Source organism: Streptococcus sp. CSL10205-OR2 (genome assembly GCF_025660655.1).
Classification (GTDB): domain Bacteria; phylum Bacillota; class Bacilli; order Lactobacillales; family Streptococcaceae; genus Streptococcus.
In genome coordinates, this window is record NZ_JAOTIN010000005.1 from 56,888 (window position 1) to 82,971 (window position 26,084).

The 26,084-nt window shown below is 33.2% G+C and carries 19 protein-coding genes; 1 reads left to right on the forward strand and 18 read right to left on the reverse strand.

Annotated elements, in window-relative coordinates; translation table 11 throughout:
* Positions 1-37: 37 nt before the first annotated feature.
* The 4 genes from N7659_RS03965 to N7659_RS03980 all read right to left on the reverse strand — a co-directional run bounded on the left by N7659_RS03965 (position 38) and on the right by N7659_RS03980 (position 11,183).
* Positions 38-7,291, reverse strand: a complete 7,254-nt coding sequence (locus N7659_RS03965; protein ID WP_263275933.1) for a glycoside hydrolase domain-containing protein — start codon at positions 7,289-7,291, stop codon at positions 38-40.
* Positions 7,292-7,666: 375 nt separating this feature from the next.
* Entirely contained in the window at positions 7,667-9,985 is a 2,319-nt protein-coding gene (locus tag N7659_RS03970; RefSeq protein ID WP_263275934.1) for a dipeptidase, read from the reverse strand.
* 315 nt (positions 9,986-10,300) lie between these two features.
* Positions 10,301-10,711: a PaaI family thioesterase gene (locus N7659_RS03975; protein WP_263275935.1), complete on the reverse strand. Its 411-nt coding sequence runs from the start codon at positions 10,709-10,711 to the stop codon at positions 10,301-10,303.
* A gap of 67 nt (positions 10,712-10,778) precedes the next feature.
* Positions 10,779-11,183 (reverse strand): arsenate reductase ArsC, encoded by a 405-nt coding sequence (locus N7659_RS03980; RefSeq protein ID WP_263275936.1) that lies wholly within the window; start codon positions 11,181-11,183, stop codon positions 10,779-10,781.
* 212 nt (positions 11,184-11,395) lie between these two features.
* Between N7659_RS03980 and N7659_RS03985 the strand changes: the two genes are divergently transcribed.
* On the forward strand, positions 11,396-11,950 hold the full coding sequence (locus N7659_RS03985) for a hypothetical protein (protein WP_263275937.1): 555 nt from the start codon (positions 11,396-11,398) through the stop codon (positions 11,948-11,950).
* A gap of 480 nt (positions 11,951-12,430) precedes the next feature.
* On the opposite strand, the gene ldcB is transcribed toward N7659_RS03985, so the two are convergent.
* From ldcB to N7659_RS04055, 14 genes are all read right to left on the reverse strand, one after another.
* Positions 12,431-13,192 (reverse strand): LD-carboxypeptidase LdcB/DacB, encoded by a 762-nt coding sequence (gene ldcB, locus N7659_RS03990; protein WP_263275938.1) that lies wholly within the window; start codon positions 13,190-13,192, stop codon positions 12,431-12,433.
* A gap of 15 nt (positions 13,193-13,207) precedes the next feature.
* On the reverse strand, positions 13,208-14,806 hold the full coding sequence (locus N7659_RS03995) for a TcaA second domain-containing protein (RefSeq protein ID WP_263275939.1): 1,599 nt from the start codon (positions 14,804-14,806) through the stop codon (positions 13,208-13,210).
* A gap of 20 nt (positions 14,807-14,826) precedes the next feature.
* Entirely contained in the window at positions 14,827-15,876 is a 1,050-nt protein-coding gene (locus N7659_RS04000; RefSeq protein WP_263275940.1) for a DUF6574 domain-containing protein, read from the reverse strand.
* A 221-nt stretch (positions 15,877-16,097) separates the two neighbouring features.
* Complete coding sequence (locus N7659_RS04005; RefSeq protein WP_263275941.1) at positions 16,098-18,473, reverse strand: SA1320 family protein; 2,376 nt, start codon at positions 18,471-18,473, stop codon at positions 16,098-16,100.
* 1 nt (position 18,474) lies between these two features.
* A complete protein-coding gene (locus N7659_RS04010) occupies positions 18,475-18,876 on the reverse strand; it encodes a hypothetical protein (RefSeq protein WP_263275942.1) in 402 nt (133 codons plus the stop codon).
* A 159-nt stretch (positions 18,877-19,035) separates the two neighbouring features.
* Positions 19,036-19,428 carry a hypothetical protein gene (locus N7659_RS04015; RefSeq protein ID WP_263275943.1) on the reverse strand — a complete coding sequence of 131 codons (393 nt, stop codon included), beginning with the start codon at positions 19,426-19,428 and terminating at the stop codon, positions 19,036-19,038.
* Positions 19,429-19,517: 89 nt separating this feature from the next.
* The gene (locus N7659_RS04020; RefSeq protein WP_263275944.1) at positions 19,518-19,934 is read right to left on the reverse strand and encodes a hypothetical protein; all 417 of its coding nucleotides are present in this window, start codon (positions 19,932-19,934) and stop codon (positions 19,518-19,520) included.
* Between the two features lie 162 nt (positions 19,935-20,096).
* Entirely contained in the window at positions 20,097-20,495 is a 399-nt protein-coding gene (locus tag N7659_RS04025; RefSeq protein ID WP_263275945.1) for a hypothetical protein, read from the reverse strand.
* A 91-nt stretch (positions 20,496-20,586) separates the two neighbouring features.
* Complete coding sequence (locus N7659_RS04030; protein ID WP_263275946.1) at positions 20,587-21,390, reverse strand: DUF2785 domain-containing protein; 804 nt, start codon at positions 21,388-21,390, stop codon at positions 20,587-20,589.
* 186 nt (positions 21,391-21,576) lie between these two features.
* A complete protein-coding gene (locus N7659_RS04035; protein WP_263275947.1) occupies positions 21,577-22,965 on the reverse strand; it encodes an AAA family ATPase in 1,389 nt (462 codons plus the stop codon).
* A gap of 9 nt (positions 22,966-22,974) precedes the next feature.
* Positions 22,975-24,012, reverse strand: a complete 1,038-nt coding sequence (locus N7659_RS04040) for a hypothetical protein (RefSeq protein ID WP_263275948.1) — start codon at positions 24,010-24,012, stop codon at positions 22,975-22,977.
* Positions 24,013-24,025: 13 nt separating this feature from the next.
* The gene (locus tag N7659_RS04045) at positions 24,026-24,655 is read right to left on the reverse strand and encodes a hypothetical protein (RefSeq protein ID WP_263275949.1); all 630 of its coding nucleotides are present in this window, start codon (positions 24,653-24,655) and stop codon (positions 24,026-24,028) included.
* Between the two features lie 262 nt (positions 24,656-24,917).
* Complete coding sequence (locus tag N7659_RS04050; protein WP_263275950.1) at positions 24,918-25,376, reverse strand: hypothetical protein; 459 nt, start codon at positions 25,374-25,376, stop codon at positions 24,918-24,920.
* Between the two features lie 57 nt (positions 25,377-25,433).
* Entirely contained in the window at positions 25,434-26,078 is a 645-nt protein-coding gene (locus N7659_RS04055) for a hypothetical protein (RefSeq protein ID WP_263275951.1), read from the reverse strand.
* Positions 26,079-26,084 lie beyond the last annotated feature (6 nt).

Consider the following 26,084-nt stretch of genomic DNA (forward strand, 5'->3'; position numbering starts at 1 on the left):
ATGAAATATTTTTGATTAGTGGAGTAAGTCTCTTTTCTTACAACTCACTCTCACGTTTTTTTCTGCCATAGCCATATAAAGCTAGTGATGATAAAGCCACTAATGTTCCAACCACTGCTGTATTTGTAGAATCACCTGTATTAGGTAATGTTTTAGCTTGTGATGTTTGAGAAGTTTTAGGTGCTTCTTTAGCTTCTTTATCCTTAGCCATTGTTTTAGGCTTAGTACTTAATGATTGCAACTGACCATCAAAGGCTGGCTTATCTTCTGCAATTGGTGCAGTTGATGGCACTTTTGTCTCTAATGTTCCTTCAAAGGCTGGCTTGTCCTCTGCAGTTGGTGCTGTTTCTGGCACTTTTGTTTCTAAAATTCCTTCAAAGACTGGCTTGTCTTCAGCAGTTGGTGCAGCTTTAGGTACTGCTGTTTCTGCAACAAAGTCAGACTCAGGAAGCTCGTAACTTGGAGCATTATTTGGTACTTTAGTAACTTTAGTTTTATAGACAATGCCATATTCACTAAAGTGTTTTGTAACAAAGGCAACAGCTTGATGAGTTTCCCCATTTTGATCAGTGAAGGTAGTCATTGTGAAGTCAAGAATTTCTTCTTGATCTGTATTTGGAAGATAAATAACACGCGCCACTTCTTTATCTTTATCAATCGGTAAAACAACTAACACATCCTTTAGAGGTTGTATAGTATCACCATTAACATCAAGAAGTTCGATGTCAAATAAGTCATAATCAAGTGCCTTCAATATATTTGGTGTGTTAGGATCATCAGTTTCAATTTGAGAAACAGATACATCCTTAATTGAAGCTAATTCACCTTCTTCTAACATGATACGAACACCAGACGTTGAATCAACAATTTCTTTAGTCTCTTCAAGTGTTTCTTGTGTTGTGTCATCGCTTTCACTAACTTCTGGTACAACAATACCTTCTAAAGCATTGATACGATTTTGTAGAGCAGTTTTTTCTGATACTGTATCTGCTAGGGCTTTTACTGCAACATCAGCAGCAGCTTTCTTAGCTTTGGCATCATCATTATAAGACGTTAATTCAGTAGCTTCTTCTTGAGTAATCTTACCATCTTCATTAAATAATCGTAAAGCTTCTTTAACAACAGCATTTGCTTCCTCAGCTGCTACAACCAACTCAGTAGCTTCAGATAACTCAGTAGCATCTGCTTTACCATTATTATCTGCATCTGTTACTTCTGGAACAGTAATACCTGTAAGAGCATCAAGTCGAGCTTGAAGACCTGCTTTATCAGCATTTGTAGCTGGCAATGCTTTAACAGCTTTATCTGCTAAGGCTTTTTTAGCGACAACTTCTTTGTTTAACTCAGTGAGTCCTAAAGCTTCCTCAGGGTTGATAAGTCCGTCTTGGTTAGCAACAGTAAGTGCTTGTTTAGCAAGAGTGTCTAACTGTTCAGCAAGAGCAACTTTTTCCTCAGGTGTTGCAGCCAACAAGTCAATATCTTCTAGTTTAAAGCGAACACTTCTGATTGAAGTTGTCCAAGTAATATTGCTAGCAGTATTGTTTGGTTTCACTCTAGCATCTTCTTGATAAAAGACACCATATGAATTAGCCACAATTGTACCATCACTTAAGATAACAAGTCCTGTGTATCCAGTATCTCCTGATTTAGCATTTGGAGTGAAATCTTCACCTAATAGAATACGGTATTGACCTTCTCCGCCATTTAACAAGTCGTCAAATGTACCAACCCAAGCAATCCAATCACCTGACATCCAGTCATTTCTTTCTAGAGCACCATTGTTATTGTAATCTTGAATGATTTCTCTAAAGGTAATCACTAAGCGACCTGAAACTGGGTCAACTGCAATCTTATGACGTTCTCCAAGAAGAGAAGCAGGCATTGGTTTTGGTTTGCTCCATGTTTGACCTTCATCTTCTGAGAAGAAGATTGTTGATAAGTCATTGTGTGCTTGTGTTCTACCAAGAGCGATAAGTTTTGTCTTATCTGGTGTTCTAACAATACCAACTTCACTAATTTGATAGTATGCTTCAGTTTGACGGTGTTGTGAGAGATAAGCTTCTGGAGTTGACCATAACTCATTTCCATCGGCATCAAAAGTAAGATAAGTCTTATAGTTGATAAAGTTAGTATGGTCATGGTAGACACCCATCCATTTATCGATAGGACGACCATTTTCATACATTTGAACTAGTGATGCCATACCTACTACAACTGTTTGGTCAGTGTAGAATTTTTTCTCTGGGCTCCATGTGCGACCTTTGTCTTTAGAAATTGAGGTGTAGAATCCACCTTTACCATCACCCCAACCAGCTTGTTTTGGTCCACCAGTAATACGCATTACTTCTTGACGTCCGTCAGCAAAGTTTAGAGTGTAAAGTGTTGGAGTTTCACGAGACTCTTTCCACTCATCTGGAACTGGTAAACGATCAGACCAAGTGAGACCACCGTCTTCTGAACGACGAAGAACAATTTCACCATGTCCGTGACCTTTAGGGTAAACAGTAATCAGTGTTTTGCCATCTTCAAGCATAACCATATCAGGTTGACCTAAGTATTCACCTGGAACACGGTCCATTGCTTTAGCGAATTCTTCAGGTAAGACATGTGTTGGAATTTGACTATGTAAAGCGTGAGTAACAATAATTTTAACAACTTTAGAATGCAATCCATCAGTAGTTGCAATTGTTACAGATGTTTCACCAGCATGTTTTGGAGTGATAAGACCTTCTGCATCAACAGTTGCAATAGCAACATCTGCGACTTGATATACAAGGTCGCCTGTGATTTTAGAAAGTGTCACTGGAATACGTTTTGTTTGATCTTTTGAAAGACTAACAGTATCTGGTGCATTGATACCTGGTCTAGTTGCTAACTCAGCAATCTCAAAGTCTGAAAGAACCTTATCAAAAACAATAACATCATCTAATTCCCCATTAAAGTTTTTACCACCAATATATTTAATTGGTAACTTAACAGGTTGTTTGGTTTGATTAGCAGGTGGCCAAAGAATATCTGGTTGTTTAACACCATTGACATAAAGTTTCAACTTACCAGCTGCTGTGTCTTTAACAATAGTATAGTGTTTCCATCCATTACCATTTTCAGCATATTGGTATGTCAAGTAACCTTCTTTAACATGAATTCCCATATTATTAGCTGAAGTGCCTTGACCAACTTTCAAGTCAAATGAAATACTTTGTGCACCAGTATTAGTTGGATTTGTACCATCCCAGAAAATTGACGAAATACCTGTATTGTTTTCACCTGGTTTCATCCAGAATGACAAGCTATAGTTATCAGTTAGATTAATTTCTTCTGAAACAACCAATGCTTGACCAGGTTTAACAATCAATGACTTACCATCAACACCTTGACCAAATTCTGCTTGAGCATCATTTTGAATAGCACCTGAAACATTGGTTTTAACATTAGCCAACTGCTCAGTACCATCAAAAGTGAAGCGCGCTTTAATATTTTTATCAAGAACATCTAGAATACTTGGATTTTCAATAGGATCAGCACCAGATGCTTTCAATTCAAGGTAGCGATCAATAATTTCATTTAATCTTACTTTAAAGGCTGCTAAATCTCTTGGAATACTTACTAGAGTTGTTGCACTTGGTTCTCTTGCAATTCTTTCACCAATACCGTTATGTGGTGTTGTTCTATCATAGCGATCTTCAAGAGAACTCAAAAGATTATCAATTTCTATTCCTAGTTGAGGATATTCTTTTCTCATTTGATAAATCTTATTAACATCTCTAACAGCTTCAGCCATTTTTTCTAAACGAACACTTGATTGAGGTTTTGGATTTGCTGCTGTTGGCTCATCTGGATAAATGAGTTGTGTATCTCCAGATTCAAATGCCCAGTGTGATAAATCTTTCAACGGCTCTTTTACCCAAGCATCCAATGCCCAACGTAAGAAACCATTAGTATTGTATTTAGCACCATAAAGTACTGAGAAGTAGCTTTCACCTGGCATATTGAATAACATTGAGTTTGGATATTCTTCAGTAGCCGTGTAAAGAGTGGTTTTCTTACCTTTTTTCGCTCTATCAGCCACCATTTGCTTAAATTCAGCAGCTTGTGACTTCATGTGAGGTGTTCCGATACTTAAATGGTCAATTCTTTCAGCTGTTGAAGCAAAGTTACCTGAGAAGTGGTTTGCTGCAGCTGCAATTTTAAGTGTTTTATTGTCTTTGTTTTTCACACTATCAATGAGACCAAAAGCAAGTTCCATGTTAGGTCTTTCATCAATTCCGACATAGAAACGATCGAACCAGCCTTTTTCATCTAAGTGAGCAACTAGAGAAGTTAAGAAAGGTCTCCAAACAGTAGCATAATCACGACTAGTAACAGGAACTTCTACGAAAGCTTTTTCGTTAGTAGCCTTGTCAAGATAAGTGACTTTATTGCCCCAAGGAATCATAGAGTAACCAACCACTTTATCAGCTAAACCAAGACTATCAGCAAATGTCACCCATTTATCAAAATCAGTATAATCAAATGAGAATTCACCATTTGTTTCTTTGGTCCATTTAATCATTGAAGGGACTCTAACTTCGCCATCAGCATAGGTTTGTCCACCCCAAGCTTCTTCAACGATTGAAGCAGTAATACCATTTCCTCCGATAGCTTTATATTTCTCCATCATTGGACGTAATATTGCTAAGTGTTTGTCAGAGAATGGTTCAACCTTGTAGTATTCTGCAGAGCGATATGGGTATTGCCAAAGTTCAATGTCAAATGATTTTTCTTCATTTAAAACTGCATCTTGAACATCAAGATTCAAGGTAAAGTTTAGAGGTGTTGCAATATCATCGGCATAAACTTTTACAGTTCCTGTATACTTACCAGCTTTGGCATTTTCAGGAATTGCTACAGATAACCATAGATTTTGAATAGTATTGTAGTCAACTTGAACACTTGAAGCATTTGATAAAATATCTGGACGTGAAATACTTGGTGTTTTGTTAATTGTTAATTTATTTGCTCTATGATATCCAGCATTTCCACGATATCCTGAAATTTCTTTAATGAAATTAGCAGTGATATTTGATTTAGCAATACTGTTACCGTTACCATCTTGTAAATCTACTAATTCAAAACGTAAATTCTTCAAACCAGAATCAATTGGTAAAATGGCTATCTGAGTATTAACCGTTTCTTTTTTCCAACCAACAAGTTTTTGACTAGCAACATCTTGAGCTTGAGCTTTTAATTCAGCGTAAGCATCACCATAGTAATGACGGTTGTTATCAACAAAAGTACCGCGGTAAGCAGCAACAGTTGCTTCAACAGTTACTGGAATTCTAGTAGTTAACTTACCTAATGTTGCAATTAAGTTTGTTGTTCCTCTAACTAATCCTTTAACTCTTCCATTAACATCAACACTTGCAATAGTATCATCTTCAATTCGATAAGTAACTTGTGATGCATCTGCATAAGAAGGATTTACTTCAAGATGAGTGTCTAGTGATTGTGATTCTTTAAGTGTTAAACCACTTTCTGTAAAGCGAATTGACTCTGCTTTATATGGTTTATGAGTGACTCGAGCACCATTCACTTGGTTAACGTGGTTACTACGACCAGAACTTGTTCGATTAGTTGAACGAACAGTTAATTTGTGTGGTCCATGTTCTAATAAATCAGAAGTATAAACGACCCCTGCTTGTCCTCTTGTTCTTTGATACAAATCAACTGCAGTCCAAACACCGGAGTCATCAAGACTCACTTCAACTATACCGTGGTTGTGAGATTTAGTTGCTAATAACTCAATCTTTTGACCAACAAAGAGAATGTCATATTTAATGTTTTCAATGTTAGGTGTGTTTTTTGGTACATCACGATAAGCTTCATTAGCTGTTACAACCCAACCTTGTGAGAAGACAAATTTATTAGTGTCACTTTGAGAGTTAACAGAAGATAAATCAATTTGAGTGACAACAGGTTCTGCAGCATCTTCTTCTGTTTCTTCATCTGCTGCCTCTTCTGATGTATCTGATGATTGAGAACCATCTTGTGTATCTGTCTCTTCACCAGTAGCTTCATTTGTTGAGCCAGATCCTTCTTGAGTATCACCTGGAGTTGATGAATCACCTGGAGTTTCTGAAGATGTTCCTGTATCCTCACCAGAAGCGTCTGATTCACCTTCTTCTTCGCTAGCAGGCGCTGTAACTGTTAATGTCCATTGTTTAGTTATTCCATCAAGAGTTGCTTTTAAGCTACCAGTTCCTGCTTTAAGAGCAATAAGTCTGTTTCCTTCAACGCTTGCAATAGCTTCGTTGCCTTCAGATTCAATCGTATAGCTGATACTTGGATTTTCAAGAAAATCTGGTTGAATAACAGGGTTTAAGTCAATTTGAGCATCAACAGCTAAACTAATGGTAGACTCAGTATAGTCAGGGAACTCAAGACTTTCAGCCTCATAAGGCAAATGTGTGATTTTAGCACCATTAACTTGGTTAACATGATTGCTACGTCTAGGAGCAGCTGTACTTGTTGAACGAACTACCAGGATATGTTCTCCTTCTTCTAGTTGTTCAGAAGTATAAACTACAACAGGAGTGCCACGTCTTGCTTGATGAAGATTAACTCTAGTCCAATTCCCATTATCAACTTTTACTTCAACGACCCCATGATTATGAGATTTGGTTGCTAGTAATTCAATTTTTTGACCAACAAAAGGAATAGCATAACCAACTTCATTGATGTTAGGTGTGTTTTTAGGGACATCTTTGTAAGCTTCACCAGTAACAAACGTCCAACCTTCTGAGAAGATGAATTTGTTAGTGCTTCTTTGAGCATTTCTTGAATCTAAATCAATTTGTGTAACCACTGGTGCAACTGGTGCTGTTTCTTCTGGTGCTTCAGCTTCATTTTCTGCTTCTGCATCAGCTTCTACTTCTTCTGGTTGATTTTCTTCATTTACAGAAGGATTAGTAGGAGCTTCAGTTGTCTCCTCACTTGTAGCAACTGGTGTTGGTGCTACTTCTGTATTAGCCACTGGTGCTTGTGGTGCTTCAGCTTCTGCTGTTTCTTCAGCAGCTGTTTCATTTACTGCCATAGTTTCAACTGAACTTGCTTCAACACTCGCTACATCAGGGACACCCTCTTCAGGTCTAACTTCAGTTACAGCAGCTTCTTCAGCGGTTGGCTGAGTATTTACATCTGCGGAAACTTGTTGACCAGTCAAGAAACTTAGTCCAATAACAGTGGAACAAATCCCAACTGTTAATTTTCGGATAGCATACTTATTTTGTTTTTCAAATAATTTTTTTGCCATAAGAATTTCTTAATGCTCCTTTTTTTATATTGTTTATTTTCAACGTTTTTAAATCTCTTTTTAAAAATGAGAATAAAAAAAGGCTGAAAACGCTTCCTTATAGTTAGTATATTAACGTTTATAACTGGTTATGTCAAGTTGTTTAGTCTTTTTTTTTAAAAAAAGTCAAAAACAGCAGTTAAACTCTTACATTCATAAAAAATAGCTTGCGCCATGTCGTCTTTGAACTCTTTTTAAAAGATTAATTCTTGAACCAATTAAAAACACCCCAAGCACTAGACGTTACAACTAACTTTTGGGATGTTTTATATAAATGAGAGACTTCATTTAAAAAAATAGTCTCAATGATTTTGTTTTTGTAAAAATGAGCCTTACCTATTGTAACTCGCTTTCACGTTTTTTTCTGCCATAGCCATACAAAGCTAGTGATGATAGAGCAAGTAAAGTACCAGCTACTGATGAATTTGTCTCATCTCCTGTTTTTGGTAAGTCTTTTTGGTTGTTTCCTTTTTCCTTGGGCGATTGAGTAGGCTCTTTACTTGTTTGATTATCTTTTGGTGGGGTAGTATTATCTTTTTTAGTGTCTTTAGACTCTTCATCTTTAGTAGATGGTGGCGTTTGATTGTTTGAAAGTTTAGTCACAGTCAATTTAGTACTTGCTTTACCATCGTTAAAGTTGAGTATTATGTCGTGTTCCTTATCTTCGTTTGTTGCTAGAGTTTTTAAGTAGTCTGCTTTCAAAGTCAGTTTGGTTGAACCATCTGAAAGCTCATAATTGTTAGCATCAACGACTTGACCGTCAATTGTCAAATTGAGGAATTTAGCCAAATCACCATCTGAAACAATGGTTAAACCAGTTGTTTTATCAGATTGCCAAGTTTGATTGGCACCTTCAATAATCTTGTATTCAACGGCTTCTTTAAAGGTAACATGTGTTGACTTGGTCTTAAAGACATAGAAGTCATTCACTAAGTCATAAGCGATTATATTATTTTGATCATCATAGAAAACTGGATTGTCAATAGCTGCTTTGGCGATAGAATAAATCAATTCTTTATTTAATGCTGGCAAATCATTACCATACACATCAGTTGCTGTGATTTGTCCAGCGCCATTAATGCTTATGAGAATCTTCTTATCTGAAGTGCCTTTTTCAACAGTTATTGTTGAACCAGCAAAATCTCTTGTTCTTCTATTGGCACGATATTTAGCCACATAGTCATTTTCTGCTAGATATTTCGCATGAGCTACCATTAATTCCTCACGAATTTCTTTCATAGTAGCAAAAGCTTTCTCAGCTAATTCGTTATTGTTTGCGGTTGCTGCTTCACTGGTTTGTGGACCATCTAAAACAGCTTGGTTCATGATTTCTTGTTGTGCTGGTGTTAGTTTGTCATTAACAATCTTCATGAATTCGTCACGGTTAGTTTCAACCATGTGTAAAATGTCCATTGCAACCCAATACATTGAGTCTTCAGAAAAGGCATTGGTTTGATTTTGAATAGCCGCAATTCCTGTTGTTTGATTTGGATAGTATGGCACATAAGGAGATACTAATGGAGAGCCCATCGCAAGCCACATCACACCAGGATAAGTATCAGTCATTTTTTCATGATCAAGTTGGAAGATATGTGCTTCCATGGTGTTGCGATTTCCAATCGGATAAAGACTTGGATCACCTAATTCATCAGCTACTAAACCAATGTGCTCCATGCGATTTCTGGTAAGTGCCATTAAGTCTTGTAAGCTAATGCTTTTTTCTGGCGCATCTTGTAAGAAATTGTAGTATTGATCTTCAAGCGTCACATTAGCATCTGGGTTGAGGTGTTTGATACCAGAATAAACACGAGAACGATTGGATTCTACTAATTTCTCAGGCGCATAAGAACCTGCTAAGTCAATCACTCGTTTAGCTTCATCTCCTTTAAAGGTGCCGGCTTTTTTAGCCACATCAAAGATCCCTTTAGAATAGAGGAATTGACCACTTTTAGAAACAATGTAATTGTCAAACTCTTGACCAATGTCTAAAGTCACTTCATTGAGCCAGAAAGTATTTGGCATAACTGAAAATTTATCCTTAGGATATCTCATTGCCACAAACTGATGACCACTGTAGATTTCCATATACCAAGTGTCATCATGGTCAGCTACCACTAAATCATTACCTTCTGAAGCACCTTTTGTAGCTACTTCATTAGCAATAAGTTCAACAGCTTGATCTGCAGTATCAGCATTAGCCAAAACAACTGTTGGAAGTACTGCTTCAGTGACTCCTTTTTCAACATAAGAGTCAACTTCACCAATTTCATCTCTGTAGCTGGCAGATACTGTCATATCAACAACTAAACCTTTATCATTGAAACCAGCTTCATCGAAAATACCATATTCTGGTGTGGTATCACTTACTGAGGTGAATTGGTTAGAGTCTTTTTCCATAACATACTCATAACCACCCTCTTCACTGGTTGAAACATCAACGATTTTATCGCCTTCTTTGTATTCACCAGCTTCATGAACTTGATAGACCTTGTTGTGATTGATTTCAAGATCCTCTGTTCGACCAAAATAAGCTTTGCCATCTTCCGTTAAATCACTACCGACAATAAAACCTGTACAGGCATCTACCGTCATAGTGACACTAAAGAAAACAAAACATAACATGATAACGCCTATGAAATAGAAGAATTTCTTCATAGGTTATCCCCCCTTTCATTCGTATTATACCCATTGCTTCTTATAAAATCAATAGAAAACAGGCAATTTTTTGAAGCGCTTACAGAAATAATTTAAAACTTGAAAAATGATTGAAAAATCCCTTAAATATTACAAATAAACTGATTTGTGATATAAAAAACAATATTGTTTTTCACTGAAAATGGCTTTTATCTTTCATTTGTTTTCTGAAAACGATTTTTATTATAATTGATCTTTGAAAATCAAATCAAAAGAAAAAACGCTCAACAAGAGAGACTTAAAACATCTTGTTGAGCGTTTATCATTCTTTAACTATTAGTCACTGTTTTCGACCTTGTCTCTATTTTCTCTTTTTCCTGTCACAAACATGGTAAAACTAGACTTAGTCAAAATTTCTTCTTTATTATTTCGAATCAAAACATCAATAACCTTGGTTGTTCTACCATTATGAACAATCTGACCTTCAATCGTCAAGGTTTCATCCAAATGACCGGCCTTTAAATAATTAATGTTTGACTGCAAAGTCACCGATTCAAAGCCAGTAGTCCTTACAACCAATCCACTGACCTGATCAGACAAGGCAAACAGATAACCACCATGAGTATTACCGTAGTAGTTAAGAGAAGAAGGCGTCACCTTGGTGGTCATCACTACATGTCCCTCTTCAACTGTTTCCATATGATAATTTTCAAAAATTCTTAATTCCTTAAAATGAATGTCTTGCATTAGTTTTCTTTTCTCCTTTAAATCAAACAGACCTTATTATACTATAAAAATAAAAGCCTGAAAATCATTATGTTTGCTCCAATTGTTTGATAAGCTCGTTCACTTTTTCATCAATTTCTGAAATAATCTCAATAAAGGCCTGATCTGATTTTCCTGTTGGGTCATCCAAACCCCAATCTTCTGTGTCATACTGGTAGGGTAGACTTGGACAACTGACATTACAACCCATAGTAATCACCTGTTCAACAGCTGGAATGTCTGTCATTAGCTTGGGAGTTTGCTCTTTTTCCATATCAATACCATAGAGTGCTTTCATAAGTCTCACCGCATCTGGATTGATTTGATTTTTAAGAGCTGTCCCAGCAGAATAAACCTCGGCAACATGTGACCCGTAGTTTTTCATCAAAGCCTCAGCAATCTGACTGCGACAGGAATTGTGAACACACAAAAAAACCACTTTTTTCTTTTTCATAGATAACCTCTTTTTCTTATCAAAACACTTAACCTCTAGTATACACTATAATGGTAAAAAGTTAAAAAGGTTGGTTTTTGTTACTTGAAACATGAATGTAGCATTACAATTTGATAAATTTTAGTTATTTTTATTTTTTATATGTTTTGGTATAATATCGTTAAAATGAAAAATGGCATAAAAACAGGTTTCTGAAACTGGAGGTAGTATTAGTGGATTTAGATAAAAAAAGTTTGGAAATCATTGAAAAAAGTATTAAAGAATTTGAATTTACTGCTCCTTACAGCGATACTTTAGAGATGTCTAATAATGGAAAGCTAGTCAATCGAATTGATGCAAAAGAGATTGATTATCTTGAACATAGAGGCTATCAATTAATAAGGATTAAGAATCATGATTATTTTAACACTGCTCATAAAATTATAATTAAACCAAAATACAGCTACATTTTGATAGATAATCAATTAGCAAAACGTTATAAAATCTATCAAACTTTTGAGAGTTTGAGAATTTGGTCAATGATTCTTTTGATAATCAGCTCTTTAATTCTTTTTATCCTTGTGGATGACTCGGTAAAAGAGCGTTGGGCTTACGATTCTTCAAAACTAGAGATGTTATATCAACTTGAACAAAACTATAGTCCCTTTTTATATCCTGTTTTTCTAATATCTTTGATTGGTTTCTTTGTTTCACAAAAAGTTATAAAACGCTTAGCCAAGTCAGAACCTGTTAAATCAATAAACCAAAAAATTAGAGGTTATTCCTGAAAATAACTCTAAATTCTCTATCAAGAAAAGATACTGAATCCTACTTATCATTCATTATAAAATCATGAAAATTAATACTGGAATTTGCATTTCTTAAATATTCTGAAAAAACACCTCAATCGTTAGATTTTGTGTCTAACTTTTGGGGTGCTTTTTTTATTTCTAGTTTAGTAGCAAAGTTTTTATTAAATCTCAATTTATCTTGAGTCAATGCGTTAATTATTCGACGATATCATCAAACTTAGTCATACTCATTAAAACAATTAATATCATTTACCACTGGCATTTCATATGATAAAGGTTTTATTTTTTACACAAACTATTTACCCTGTTTAAAATCAAACTACTTTAGTAATTATCAAAATAACACAATCATTAAAATAGCCTAGTTACTTTGCCAGCATAGTAACTAGGTCATTAGTTTTATATCGTTAACATATTAATTTGTATTTTAGCTAATAATGAGAGACTATAGCTACATTAATCAGGATAGTCGCCACCAGCAATACCAAAATATTCTTCTAAAGTTAATCCTGAATCAGCAATGTCTTGAGCTTCTTTGCCAATATAACGTAGATGCCAACTTTCGGCTTGATAACCTGTAATATGTTCTTTTCCTTGTAAATATCTTACAATAAAACCATATTCAGGGGCGTGTTCTTTTAGCCAAGCAGAAGCATTTGGTTCTTCTAATAACTGACCAGAATTATCAATCAAATCATAGGCTAATCCAGTTTGATGTTCACTATAACCAGGTCGAGCAGAGTAACGATCCGCATTCTCTTTGCTGTCTCTTTCAACATAAGAATGATATAAACTATCCTGGGTTTCATAACTTCTAAAACCGCTGTAGTTATTACTTACATCATACCCTAATGCCTGCATATCAGCAATTATTTGTAAAAGTGCTGCTTTGGCTGTTGGATCTTCACCAGGGTTATAAGTACTTGATAAAGGATGTTGTTTATTAACAATAATAATTTCGTCATATTTGCCTTGAACACTGTAATAATCACCTTTGTAAGTCGCTTTATCACTGGATTCTTTAGAATCTTTTGACTCCTTTATCTTTGGAGTTTGCGTAGTTGTTACACTTTTTTCATTTTCTTGGCTCTTTTTGGGCTTGACTGATTGCTGACTAGTCGTTGTTTCTTTGTTTGTTTCATCCGTTTTCATCTCTTTTTGACAAGCACTCAAACTAATCAAAGCCAAAATAATTAAGCTATGTTTAATCCACTTCATTAAATTACCTCATTTCTAACTCAAATCACTAACTTCTAGATTAGAAATAATAAACGAGTCACCGGATTTCTTTAAATAATAGGTTTTATTTTTTCGAAAAACTTTATTGGGATTATTATTTGTGTATACTGAAGTAAATTCTTCGTAAGTATTGACAATATAAGTGTCTCCTTCTTTTGAAACACTTTTGACATCAAGAGTACCTTTTATATAATATGAAATTTGAGCTTTGGCAACACCACCACCTTCAGTAAACTCAACCATTTCTTTGTAAACGGTACTATTAGTATCATAATATTGGGCGTAAGTATTTGTTCTATTATCAATAGAATCAAAAACAGCACTACGATAATCCTCTAAAAAGTAGCCGATATTTCTTTTATCTTCTTCAGCTTTTTTTGCTTCTTCTTCTTTTGCTGCTTTTGCCTTAACACTATCTTCTAATTGTTTTACCGATTCATCATCAAAGACTAAAGGTAAATCTATGACAATATCTTCTTCAGGAACAGCCTTTTTTAAGATTTTTGTCTTGTACTGGTTATCATCAATCTTAAATGTGGCATATACTTCTATCGTTTGATTGTTTAAAAGCTCTAACTCCTTTGTCAAACCATTAGCTACTTCTTTTTTGTTAACAAAAAGTTTAACATCTTTATAAGAACTTGCTTCTTTTGGTAGACTTGCCTGAAGCGTCACCATTTTCGTTTCAAGAGATAATAATAATTGATTGTACTCTACTTTACTCAAGTCAACAGAGAGATTAGAAGTCAGTTTTCCTAAATCAGTCTCTCCTTCCATAACGAGTTCAGTAGGAATAAATTTAAATTTCCCTAATACTGTCTCTTCATTTTCTTTAATAGAATCGTTATTGACTTTAAGATTTTTCATATTAGTCTTAACACTAATTTCAATAGGATAAGGTGTTACTTGATATTCTTGGAAAATACCAAATTTTCTTCCTGATTCTTCAAACCCGAACAATCTATTATAGTTGCTATCCTTATAAACATGGTCGTTTTTTGATTCAGAAATATGCTTAACAACAGTTTCTATATCTATCTTTTCATCTCTTAGATAACTAATAAATTGTTTAGCTTCTTCATCGGACCATTTTTCTTTTCCAGATGAAAAAATAGTTGCAATTTTTGCGTAGTCATTAGCCTCAACAGCTTTAATAAATTCTTTTCCCGCAACTTCTTTTCCAGTAATAGAACGAAAATAGAAGAACAAACCAATTAGGATAGTTAATAAAAGTCCAATAATAATTATTCCTACTCGTTTTCTTTTTTCTTTTGGTGAAAGAACACGCTTTGGTTTTTTAATTGCGGTGGGCATTATTTCTGGAGTAGGTTGTGACAAAGGGGATTCTATTTTATCAACTTGATTATCAAGTAGCTGTGATTTTGAGATGTCAACATTATTTTTTTCTAGAATTTGTGGATTTATATTTTTAACAGTTTCATCTACCAAAGTATCATCCTTAGAAACACCAGCGATATATTTAATTTGTTTAAAATCAAAATCTGTCTTTTTTCCTCTTACAAACTCTTCTGGCGTAGGTTTTCTGCCAATAACTTTTTCAAATAAGTCGACCCACTTTTCCTTATTGTTCATATTTTCTCCTCTAACTATTATTAATACCCGTAGCCACCAAAGTTAGAAATTTGATTTTCAATATTGTTAAAAAAACCATTGAAAATTAATTCACCACTAATTGTAAAGGCAAGGAACATAATAGTAAAAACTACTAAAAAATACACAATTGAAGCAATAATATACTTATAAAACATATCAACGTTAGTATAATTTTTGTTGTGAAAAATAGTGAAAGAGGATGCCGCACCAAAAATAAAGTAACTCGCAAAAGTTAATAGTCCAACAACAGTATAAACATTCACAAAAGAAAAGAGGACTGATAATGCTAAAAACAAAACATTAAGCGAGAGTAATCGACCAAACCATTCAAAACTATACATAAAAGTAAATGATTTTTCATTATATACAAAACGTTTAACGATAAATCCTCCAAATATAAATGAAAAATAGATTAGTGCAATAGCAGTTATCATGCTGATAAACAGACTAATTCCAATCGGTTGAAATTCTGATATAGGTTTCAAAATAATGAACGCTGTAAACAGAACCAATAGTCCGAAAGCTGTAATCCCGTTATATTTGTGAGTTGGAAAAACATTTGTTGGTGATTTCCATGAATTTAAAAGCCATTGCCAAAACTGCTTTACAAATAAACTAAACGGTGAAGGAGCAGTTTGTTGTGTTTGTTGAATTGGTTGTTGCATATTTTGATTTTGAAAAGGTACTTGATTATTTTGTTGACTTGAAGACCCAGAAAAAGCTTGCGACTGATCTGTACTATGATTATTTTCCACTTGACTTAATGGCTTTTCAGTATCAGAAATTTTAGTTTCTTGAGTCTGTAATTCTTCTGGTTCAGGTGAAGTTTTCTCTTGAGACACTTGTTCTTCTACTCCACCGTTATTTTCTTCTTGCGTTAACTGTTCTTCTATATCAGTGTTATTTATTTCTTGAGACACTTGCTCTTTTATTTCAGATGAATCTTCTTCAACAAATTCCCCTGCTTTTTTAGCAGCTTCTATCTCATTGGGTTCTGGAGAACGTCCATTCACTGCTTCAAAATAATCCAACCAATCTTGTTTTTCCATAATAATCTCCTTTTTAAAGTATATTTATAGAAATAATTATACCATTTAAGAGTTATCTCATCAATATCCCTTTTAGTTTTAATTGGTTAAATAATTTATTTTAAAAAAAACTAAAAGACACCTTAAAAGTAGGTGCCTTAACTGATATTCTATTTTTAAAAGCTAGCAAATAATTGATGAAAACTAATTAGTTTCTAAAACTAAGCTGATTATATTATTCTCTAATTGTTTAGTGAAAATTGATTGGCTTGAGAACTCAATACCCCCGTTGACAAAACAGCTTGAGCTGTGGTTTGATCACCAAAACAATCACCGACCATTTGATTGAAATATTCTGTTAAGTGATAAACATTGTTCAATTGTAATGTCAAGGTAGAGATTGCCTGACCAGACATTTGACTCGAAATTGTATCAATCACATATTTTAATTCTTGCATGATACGACTTGTCATGGTTTGGATGGCTTTTTGACTTGCTACTATTTCATCCAATTCAAATGCAGTATAGACTCCTTCTTCTATAATCGTTTTGAGTTGCGGTTTTAAATGTTGTAAATCATTTTTAGCTGTCTGTGCTACTTGAAGTGCCACCATTATTTTATTTGATAATGGTTGTAACTCACTCTTAGCAGCACGAATATTTGAAGTCGTTGTTGCATCATATAGTCTAACTAATGGTCCCCAATAGGTCCGACTTGTCACAAACTTTTTGTTAATTTTTCGCGTTTCATCAATATATATTTTAGTATCAAATGACTCTTCAATAGAATTCACTGCTTTATTGAAATCATTCATCTGTGTTGACCAGTTATCCAAAGAAGATTGGACTTGTTGGAAAGCGTTTGAAAATTCTGATGCAACTTCTCGAGCATAAGTATTACTATTTTTTTCAACTTGTTCATCAAAGGCTTGAAGAACATCTTTAACATCATCAAAAACTCCCGACTCATCCAGATATGCTTGATAAGAGGTTGGAATATTTTGGACTGTCATACCTTCTAATTGACCACCTGTTGCTATTTGACTGCCTAGCCAATCATCCATTTGTTTAAAATTATTAGCTAAGCTTAAAGTGAGCCTTGCGACATTTTCAACAGCCAATGTTAACTCAGAAAGATTTTTTTGTTCTACTTCTAAGACGTCATTTAGTGATTCACTAATACCATCTTTCTTCCCTTCACGAAGACCTCTTCCTTCAAAAATTTTTTCACTTTTGTTTTTTAGTCTTTTTGCTGTGTTTTCCAAAACTACAGAAGTTTTTAGGGCTGTTGGAGTTGGATTAATCAAGGTTCCATCTTGAAAACTGATTGATTTTTCCTGTGACGAATGTTGCACCAAATTCCTGCTTTTTTCTGCAAGATTTGTAAGTGTTCTATTATAAGAAGATAACTCTAAATAGGCACCACTTTCAAAATAGGCTGGTTCAGGGATGGTATCTACCAAAGTTTTGGGTGATGATAAATAATCAAAAATATGTTTTTTTCTAATAATATTTCCAATAGAGTCATATATCTCATAAAAGGCATCTGTTAAACGGGTTTCTTTAAATCGTTGAACAATAGTCTCTTCCACTTTTTGTTTTCTTGTTTCAAAATCATTCTGTATTTTAGCGTTTTTTTCCAAACACAGTTGGCATACCCTAATCATGGCTGGTAACTCTGTTAAGGCTAATAAGTTTAAATTAGCAAATAGTGCTCTTAAACTATCTGGATTAACCTTGATAGTTTTACTATCAGATAAACCAATGTTTCCACCGGATAAGAAGAGGTTCTTTGGTTCAATATTAGAGGAATTCAAACTGATATCTATGACACCATCTTCATTGATATCAATGCTTGTCTTATAGTTCTTTTTATCAACAATTAAACCATATTTGTCAACTAAATTCCCGTTGTCATCAAAGTCCCATGTAGAAAGATTATGATAATAAAATAATTTAGAATTTTGAGGTTTGTAAGTGTCAACATAGCGTGCTATTCCTAAAGGATCTCCTCCAAAGTTACCAATATTATCCATATTATTACGAAAATTAATGATAATATCAGTATTTGCTTTAGCCCATTCCTGTTCTTTTTTAGTGAGCATGTTTTGAGGATTTGGAGCATTAAAAGCGGTCGCTTGCCACTTCATTTTAATAGCAACTATCGTGGCTAAATAGCCTCCCAAAGAATGACCGGTTGTTGAAATATTAGCTTGAGGATATTTCTTTTGTATCTCAGCAGCAAATGCCATAGCGGTATCCACTTGACTATCAATCTTCTCTGTTCTTGATATGTCTTTTGTTAAACCTTTCATACCCCAAATAACATTTTCTATATCAGTGCGACGATCATTCGGATCTCCAAAATTTGTACCAGCATAAGCTATAGTAATATTAGAGTAGTCCACTTTTCCATCTACAATTGGGGCAATAGCCATTGCTTGCATGCCATTGGATTGATTGTCAGAAACTTCAAGGACTTTATAGGAACCAATTTGAGGGTTCTTTGTATCATAATAATAACTCTCTCCTTCCTCTCGAGGATATGTATCTGTCCTACTACTATCAACCCAGTATGAATGTTCAGATAATATATTATTTTGTTTATCAGTTATCATTCTATTCTCCTAAATAAATAATTTTTATTTCTTGTATATCAACATCTGAATTTTCTGGAAGTGGGACCTCTTTTAATAGTGGTTGAAAGTTATCAATTGGGTCTAAGGCAAGTAAGCCATTTTGATGATCAAATATGTTTATCTTATCAGCTGATATTACTGTGCCTAAATCTTCATCATTATTTATTTTAAGTTTTAGTAAATAATTTCCTGTACTTTCATTTTGATTAAAATTTTCAAATTCAATGCTTTCAATATTATAATTTCTAGCAATCATTTTCACGACATTATCTTGTTGCTCTTTTGTCAACGTCAACGTTTCTTCATGACTTGTCATACTACACCCTCCTAAAATAGCAACTGCAAACAATAGCCCTAAACAAATTCTTAAAATCTTTTTCATTAGACTAGCCTCCTTAGTTGACATTAGTATACCATATTATTCTTAAAACTCTTATTAATAAAAAAATATTCTTACACAATTGCTTATAAAATTATTAGAAAATAGAATTTTTAATAGTCTGTTGACAGCCATCTGTTTTGTTCTTGACTTATCATCTTCTTATTCCTCTAAATAAATGATGGTGATGTCACTAATGTCAACAGGGGATTCTTCGTCAGAGTTATCGCTCTTTTTGATTTCCTCATAGTCTTCAATAGGATCTAAACCTATGGCTCCCTGTGATGTGTCCAGTGTTTCTAATTTTTCTATTTGTACCATTGCAGCATTTTTTTTATCATTGATTCGATACAATATATCATACGTTCCTGTAGAAAGATCTTGTTCAAAATCCAAAAATTCAATTTTATTAATATTATAATTTCTTGCAATTTTTTTCACGACATTATTTTGTTGCTCTTTTGTCAAGGTTTCTTCATGACCTATCATACTACATCCACTTAGAATAACCATAATACTTAGAATAGCTAGGATTGGTAGTAAAAATTTTTTCATTGGGCTTCCCTTTCTTGGTAATGTTATTAGACAATAAAGATGCTTAGTGAATCTAAATTATATGATTTTCAGCAATATCTCTATAGTTTCTATCTGTTGTCATAGGCTTCCTTACTTAAATAAATAACCTCTATCTCCTTTAGTGAGATGTCGTTGTCTAAGGATTGTTCTCGTTTTTCTAATGAAAATTTATCATGAAAAGTTTCGATATAATCATCACGATTATCACCAAAAAATGTTATTTCTAAATGTTGACTATCATTAATGGTAAGGAATAAATCTGTTGATCCCGTTTCTTTGTTAGAGCTCACATCTGAGTATTCGATTTTTTCTACCCCTTCATATTTGTTGGCTAAATACATAGCAACTCTTTCTTGTTCTTTTTGTAAGAACCGAACATCTTTTTGACTATCATTTCTGTCACTATCTTTTTGGGGCAGTTGACATCCTCCTAAAACAACAACTGCAAACAATAGTCCCAAACAAATCTTTAAAACAGTTTTCATTAGATTAGCCTCCTTAGTTAATATTAGTATACAATATTATTAAAATTTTTATTAGAAAATGAAACTTTTATTGATAGTGTTACTATTTGAAAAAACAAATCAATCATCATTAAATGATAATGTTTTCTTACATCTTTTATTTTTTGTACTATCGAAAATCACTCATTCCTCTAAATAAATGATGGTGATGTCGCTAATATCAACAGGGGACTCTTCATCATAGTTATCGCTCTTTTTGATATCCTCGTAGTCTTCAATAGGATCTAAACCAATGGCTCCCTGATCTGTGTCCAGTGTTTCTAATTTTTCTATTGGAAGCATAGGACCATCTTTTTTGTCATTGACACGAAAATATAAATCATAAGTTCCGGTTGAAAGATTTTTTTCAAAATACACAAACTCAATTTTATTAATATTATAATTTCTTGCAATTTTTTTCACAACATTATCCTGTTGTTCTTTTGTCAAGGTTTCTTCATGACTTGTCGTGCTGCATCCGCTAAAAATACTGATAAGTCCCACAATAGCTATGAAAGCCAGTAATAATTTTTTAAATCTCATTTTAGTTATTCTCCATAAAAAGTGATGTTTTTTCTGAGCAGCTACTCACTTTCCACCCTTTCCAGCTTTAATCTTCTGTCAGCAAACCATCCTAAACATCATAAATCGTACGAAATGTTTTAATAATACTGGTGAAGTTTTCATCATCAAGATATACATTCATATCATTAAGCATATTCACAAGGTTTTCTTGGCTTCTAAAAGTGCTAACGGACAAGGTATCTAACGTGTTGTAGTGCCCCTTTAGTGCATCAAGCCATTCTTCAAATGCCTTTAAGGATAATTTGTTGTGCTTAATCATAGAAGTCAAAACGAGACCAATCCTTTTTTCTTCAGCATCTGAAAACAAGCGTTTTTGTTTGATAAAACAATTTGTCAAGGCTTCTAACAAATCTTTGTTCAAGGATTTCGGGTACAGAGAATGCTGAACAACTCTTAGCAATAACTCAGCCGCATGGGCAATGGAGTGAACCCAGCCAAACTCCTTAAGATAGCCATGGGCATTAGGTTCTTGACTGATGTGCTTGATGGCATCCCTAAAAATCTGATTTCTCGTTTCATCATCCAAAACCCCTTGATAGATTGAGTCGTCATTATTATCATAAAAAACAATCAAAGCTAAAAGCAAGGATGAGAAGCTACGAACCAACTCATATGACATTTCCTCTTGATTGCTGTGATAAAAGAGCAATTGACGCTTCATCACCTCCTGATAAAGACTTGTCACCTGCTCTAAAGAAAAGGCGTTTTGATAGAAAGCTTCTCCAAATAAAGCATAAATCGTCTCATCTCGCAGTTCAGCATCAGGATGGCCAATGTTTTCCAACATATAGGCTAACTCGGCGTCAGAGATGGTAAGCTTTTCACTACTGTTTAATTTTTCTTTTAAATTCATCTGATTTCTCCTGTTAATCCTAAAAAGTTGATTTGGTTGAACATTGGTGATTGGTATGTAAAGCTTGAGTGTTTGGTTGTTGTTTTTATTATAACAGATAATTTGGTATTTAAAGGTGGATTATCACAGGATATTTATTATTTGTCTTATAAAATAAAAGACTATCTTTCTTTTAAGAAAAATAGTCTAGTTGATAATTATATGTGGTAAATCAAGATCTTCAATTGTTATTTCATTTAACTCATCGTCGGTTATATCAGTCAGTTGAGCAAGTCTGTTTGCCTGATTAGACACTGCTCTTTCAAAGAGATTTCTCATCGTACGTCCATTTGAAAAATTTTTAGGCTTATTTTCAACTAATTTTTTTAGGTATTTCTTAAAGTTTTCAATAGCATTGTTAGCGAGTCTCATATCATTTGAACGACAAAACAATTCAAAAATTTCAAACAATTCTTCTTCGTTATAATCTTCAAAAGAAATCGTTTTATTAAATCTCGACTTCAAACCAGGATTGGATTCTAAAAATTCTGCCATCGGTTCAGGATAGCCAGCAACGATAACAACAAAGTTTTCTCTATTATCTTCCATGGCTTTTAAAATAGTATCAATAGCTTCTTGACCAAAATCAGAGCCACCTTTAACCAAAGTATAAGCTTCATCAATAAAGAGAATCCCACCCATAGCCTCGTCTATTTTTTCTTTTGTTTTTAAAGCCGTTTGTCCAACATAACCAGCTACTAAACCAGCACGATCAACTTCAACTAACTGACCTTTGTCTAAAATTCCTAATTGCTTGTAAATTTTAGAAATAAGTCTGGCAATAGTTGTTTTCCCAGTTCCAGGATTTCCTAAAAAAACCAGATGTTTGGAGATATTTGCTGTCTTGAATCCTCTTTTTTCACGTATTTTTTTGATTTTCAACAGATTAACGAGTGTATTAACTTCTTGTTTTACTTCTGATAGTCCAATCAGTTGATTGAGGTTTTCTAATAATTCTTCGATAGTTTCTTCAGACTCCTTTGAACTAGCAGATTTATTAGAGCTATTGGATAACTCAGAGATTGGTGCCTCAGAAACAATTTTTTGGTCATTATTATCAGTATTTTTGTTTTGTGAAACGAATTCTATGTTTGTAACAGTTTGAGATAAATAATCATTCAATCCTTTAAGATAGTCTTTGAATTTTTTCACATCAATCTGTTTTTTATCATATTGGCTGAAAGAATAGTATTTCCCCAACTCAATAATCATTTCAATATAAAGTGGTGACAGTTGAATATCTTTCTTTTCTAATAGTGTTTGGTCAAGGAGACATAGTATTTCAAAAGAACTTGGAAATGACTTTGCTTTATTAGGTATATTGATTTCTCTTAATGAGTCATCTAAATAAATTTCCTTAAAACGCTTTACTCTATCTTCAGCGCCTGAAATTGAAATAATTGTAATGAAAGATAAAATATCCTGAACAACCATTTCAGTGATATCTGCCACTTTTTTGTTTGACGTTAACACAGATTGTGCGGATTTACAAGCAAGTAACAGTTTATCAATGGCATTTTTTACATCTATATTCATAATAAACTCCTAAGCTAATAACGCTACTTGTTTAGATGCTTCATCCATTATTTTTACAGTTTCAGGAGACTCTTCACCCTCCAATGCTTCCTTCAAAGCTTCTTCTATGGACTCTTTCACTTGACGTGAGCTATTCTCACGAAGAGCATTCAATAATTCCAAGTCACCAATGGATAGAATTAATGATTGGTTATCTTCAACCTCTTCACGCAAATCTCTCACTTGATTCAAAAGTTCACTATAATAAATATCTACTTCACTTGTAGTCATATTAGTATTAAAAACACCATGGTCTTGAAGTCTCTCAACGAACCACTCAGAAGATAATGTCTCATAAATGCTCATCCATTTTCCATGTGAGGAATGCCACACTTCTTGGTCACCCAAAACATCATGATTATTAAAAAAATATAGCTCATCAAAATAACGTAAAGATATGGTAAACATGGCTAATAATGAGAAAATTGAAACAATAAGCGCCTCATTATCTGCAGCAATATCCTTTTGAAAGGCTTTTATTAAAAGAGTTAGGACATTAAATTCTCTATCAACTAATTCTCTCATTTTATCTTCTGGATAAGGTTGCTTTCTTCTACGACTATCAAGCATATCCGTATGGTCTGCTAATACTTTGTTAAACTCAAATCCAGTCTGAATATCATACCCTTGTTTTACTGTCTGGTGAAGTTGATTGATTTGTTGATTAATTTCAGCGCTAATGCTGTTTAATTTTTCATAAAGAATAGCAAAAGTCACTGCTGTAGCCGCAAGATTTGCACCATTTAGAACCAAGTCCAGCTGTTGAAGATTGGCTACTTGACGCGTCAATTGTAAATTTTTTTGAACTAAGCGATTATTCTTACTCATTGATTTAATAACCTTACTAGCCAATTCTTTAACTTCTGGTTGTTGAAAACCATTTAATGCAATCTTTTGAAAGGTTTTAATTTTTTTATTGCCTTGACGAACAACAATTTCAATAATGTTCTCATCATTTAAGAAAGGTTTCAGTTTTTCTAATGAATCTATAAATAACGTGTCATTCATAACTATTATCTCCTTAAAATTTATCTTCCAGCATTTTGTTTAATAAGATATTAACAATGATAAATGTACAAGAATCAGCTGAATACAAATCTTTTAAATTGAATTTTGGTTTTTTTCCTTGTAGGAAAACCTCTTCCTTCTCATTTTTCATTGAAGTTATGATCTTATGAGAATTGATGCTTTCTATAGAATAATCCATATTATGAATTTCCTTATAATGATTTTCAATAATTGCAGAGTAAAGACTCAGCATAATTCTTGTATAATCATATAGCTTATTAAAAGTTAACTCTCGACTTTCTTTTAACTTTAGAGCTTTTTCATAATATTTTCTAGCCCTAGGAACAATGACATTAGTGCCTTCTCCTTTTTTAGGAGTTGTTGTTTTTGCTATTTTACTTCTCACAATTTCATCAAGATTGTTCATATAGTTTTTAAGATAAAATTGAAATGGTTTATTAGTTTTCAATTCGAGCTTTTCAAAATAATCATATATTTTTTCAGCAAAAATGTCTTTTGTTATTTCAGAATCCTCAATAATAGCAAAAGAAATAAACTGACCTACAAGAACCTGCTTCAATGTTTCATAATGTTCATCACCAAGATTTAAAACAGTGGTTGTTATAAAATCACGAGACTTCATGTTACTCCTCTTTTCTCAAACAATTTAAATTAGCAAATGATATATCTTCAAAGTCAAAATAAAAAAATCATTTTACTAAAACTAGTTACTAATTTTTAAAATAATATATTAAATTTCTATTCTATAATAGTATATCATAAGGCAATTAAAGAAACTATTACTTATACAAAATCATACTATTATTTTTTACACTTATGACGTCCTCAAATACAACAAAAACGACTAGGATTGAAATCCTTAGTCGCTTGTATAAAAAACAATATCATGGTTTATTAAAATCACTATTTTCTTGCCGGATATTAACTTCTATTAGTCCTTCTACAGGAAGATTAGGCAAGATTCCAACATCAATTCCTAAATCTTTTCTCATTGAACTCAGTAATTTATTATAACTTTTATTTTGTTCTTCTTGATTATCATCTTTTCCCCATGTTTTTATGTATTCATTTAATGATTTCACTACATCAGGACTCCCTACTAAATTAACTAGATTAATAATTGCCATTAGATTGTGACGTCCATTCTCAAGATTAGGATTCTTTAAAACAAATGTTATTAAGTTAATTAGTTCTACATAATTATTTAATTTTAAATTCCTATTATTCTTTATTCGTTCACTTCTATTATCCATAAATTTATAGATAATATTTGGAACAATTGGTATTAAAGCACCTATTAAAACAGGTAATAAAATGACAAGCATATTGTTAAAATCAATCAAATTTTATTCCTCTTTTCATTTTTTATTTATTAAAAATTTTTATAATCCTCTATAATCTTATTTAAATAATTTTTTGCATTTTTCTTGAATAATCTTCCCTCTCTTTTGAATAAACATCTTTATATCATCAATTTCTGATATACTCTTGAATATTCCATCATGATAGTAGTCTTCTTGCAAAGTCATTTTTATATAATCGTCAAAAGAAAAATTCATCCCAAACTCATGCCAGCGTTCTTTTATGCAAATAATCATTTTATTCCAATCCTCATTTAAATTTTTGTGAACGAATTGAAGACTACGCTTCAAATTATTATTTGCTGGAATTGGAGTGAAATTACCAATAAAATGATAGTCTTCATTCTCAGTCAATTCAGTAAAGTACCTTGGTTTCAAATTATTCATGACGTCAAAGAGAAACCTATAAGAGTTGTCGTCATTTTCTATAATTAAATAATATCTATTAATGTAATATTTATAGAGACTAACATTATTATTTTGATTTAGATAATTAGTCATTATTTCACCCCAAATAATTTGACTTAGTGGTGATTGTTCAAAATCTGAAATAGTATATTCGTCATTCTCACAAAAATTGTATTGGTAAAAATTATCCCATGATACTTTGTTAGTAATTTCATTGATCCAAATTTCTTGTTGCTGTTTCCATAATCTTTTTTTCTTAATGCTACAGTATGACATCTATAT

Coding starts and splice junctions, on each gene's coding strand:
- N7659_RS03965 (WP_263275933.1), bottom strand. CDS start 7,291: ATGGCAAAAAAATTATTTGAAAAACAAAATAAGTATGCTATCCGAAAA.
- N7659_RS03970 (WP_263275934.1), bottom strand. CDS start 9,985: ATGAAGAAATTCTTCTATTTCATAGGCGTTATCATGTTATGTTTTGTT.
- N7659_RS03975 (WP_263275935.1), bottom strand. CDS start 10,711: ATGCAAGACATTCATTTTAAGGAATTAAGAATTTTTGAAAATTATCAT.
- N7659_RS03980 (WP_263275936.1), bottom strand. CDS start 11,183: ATGAAAAAGAAAAAAGTGGTTTTTTTGTGTGTTCACAATTCCTGTCGC.
- ldcB (WP_263275938.1), bottom strand. CDS start 13,192: ATGAAGTGGATTAAACATAGCTTAATTATTTTGGCTTTGATTAGTTTG.
- N7659_RS03995 (WP_263275939.1), bottom strand. CDS start 14,806: ATGAACAATAAGGAAAAGTGGGTCGACTTATTTGAAAAAGTTATTGGC.
- N7659_RS04000 (WP_263275940.1), bottom strand. CDS start 15,876: ATGGAAAAACAAGATTGGTTGGATTATTTTGAAGCAGTGAATGGACGT.
- N7659_RS04005 (WP_263275941.1), bottom strand. CDS start 18,473: ATGATAACTGATAAACAAAATAATATATTATCTGAACATTCATACTGG.
- N7659_RS04010 (WP_263275942.1), bottom strand. CDS start 18,876: ATGAAAAAGATTTTAAGAATTTGTTTAGGGCTATTGTTTGCAGTTGCT.
- N7659_RS04015 (WP_263275943.1), bottom strand. CDS start 19,428: ATGAAAAAATTTTTACTACCAATCCTAGCTATTCTAAGTATTATGGTT.
- N7659_RS04020 (WP_263275944.1), bottom strand. CDS start 19,934: ATGAAAACTGTTTTAAAGATTTGTTTGGGACTATTGTTTGCAGTTGTT.
- N7659_RS04025 (WP_263275945.1), bottom strand. CDS start 20,495: ATGAGATTTAAAAAATTATTACTGGCTTTCATAGCTATTGTGGGACTT.
- N7659_RS04030 (WP_263275946.1), bottom strand. CDS start 21,390: ATGAATTTAAAAGAAAAATTAAACAGTAGTGAAAAGCTTACCATCTCT.
- N7659_RS04035 (WP_263275947.1), bottom strand. CDS start 22,965: ATGAATATAGATGTAAAAAATGCCATTGATAAACTGTTACTTGCTTGT.
- N7659_RS04040 (WP_263275948.1), bottom strand. CDS start 24,012: ATGAATGACACGTTATTTATAGATTCATTAGAAAAACTGAAACCTTTC.
- N7659_RS04045 (WP_263275949.1), bottom strand. CDS start 24,655: ATGAAGTCTCGTGATTTTATAACAACCACTGTTTTAAATCTTGGTGAT.
- N7659_RS04055 (WP_263275951.1), bottom strand. CDS start 26,078: ATGTCATACTGTAGCATTAAGAAAAAAAGATTATGGAAACAGCAACAA.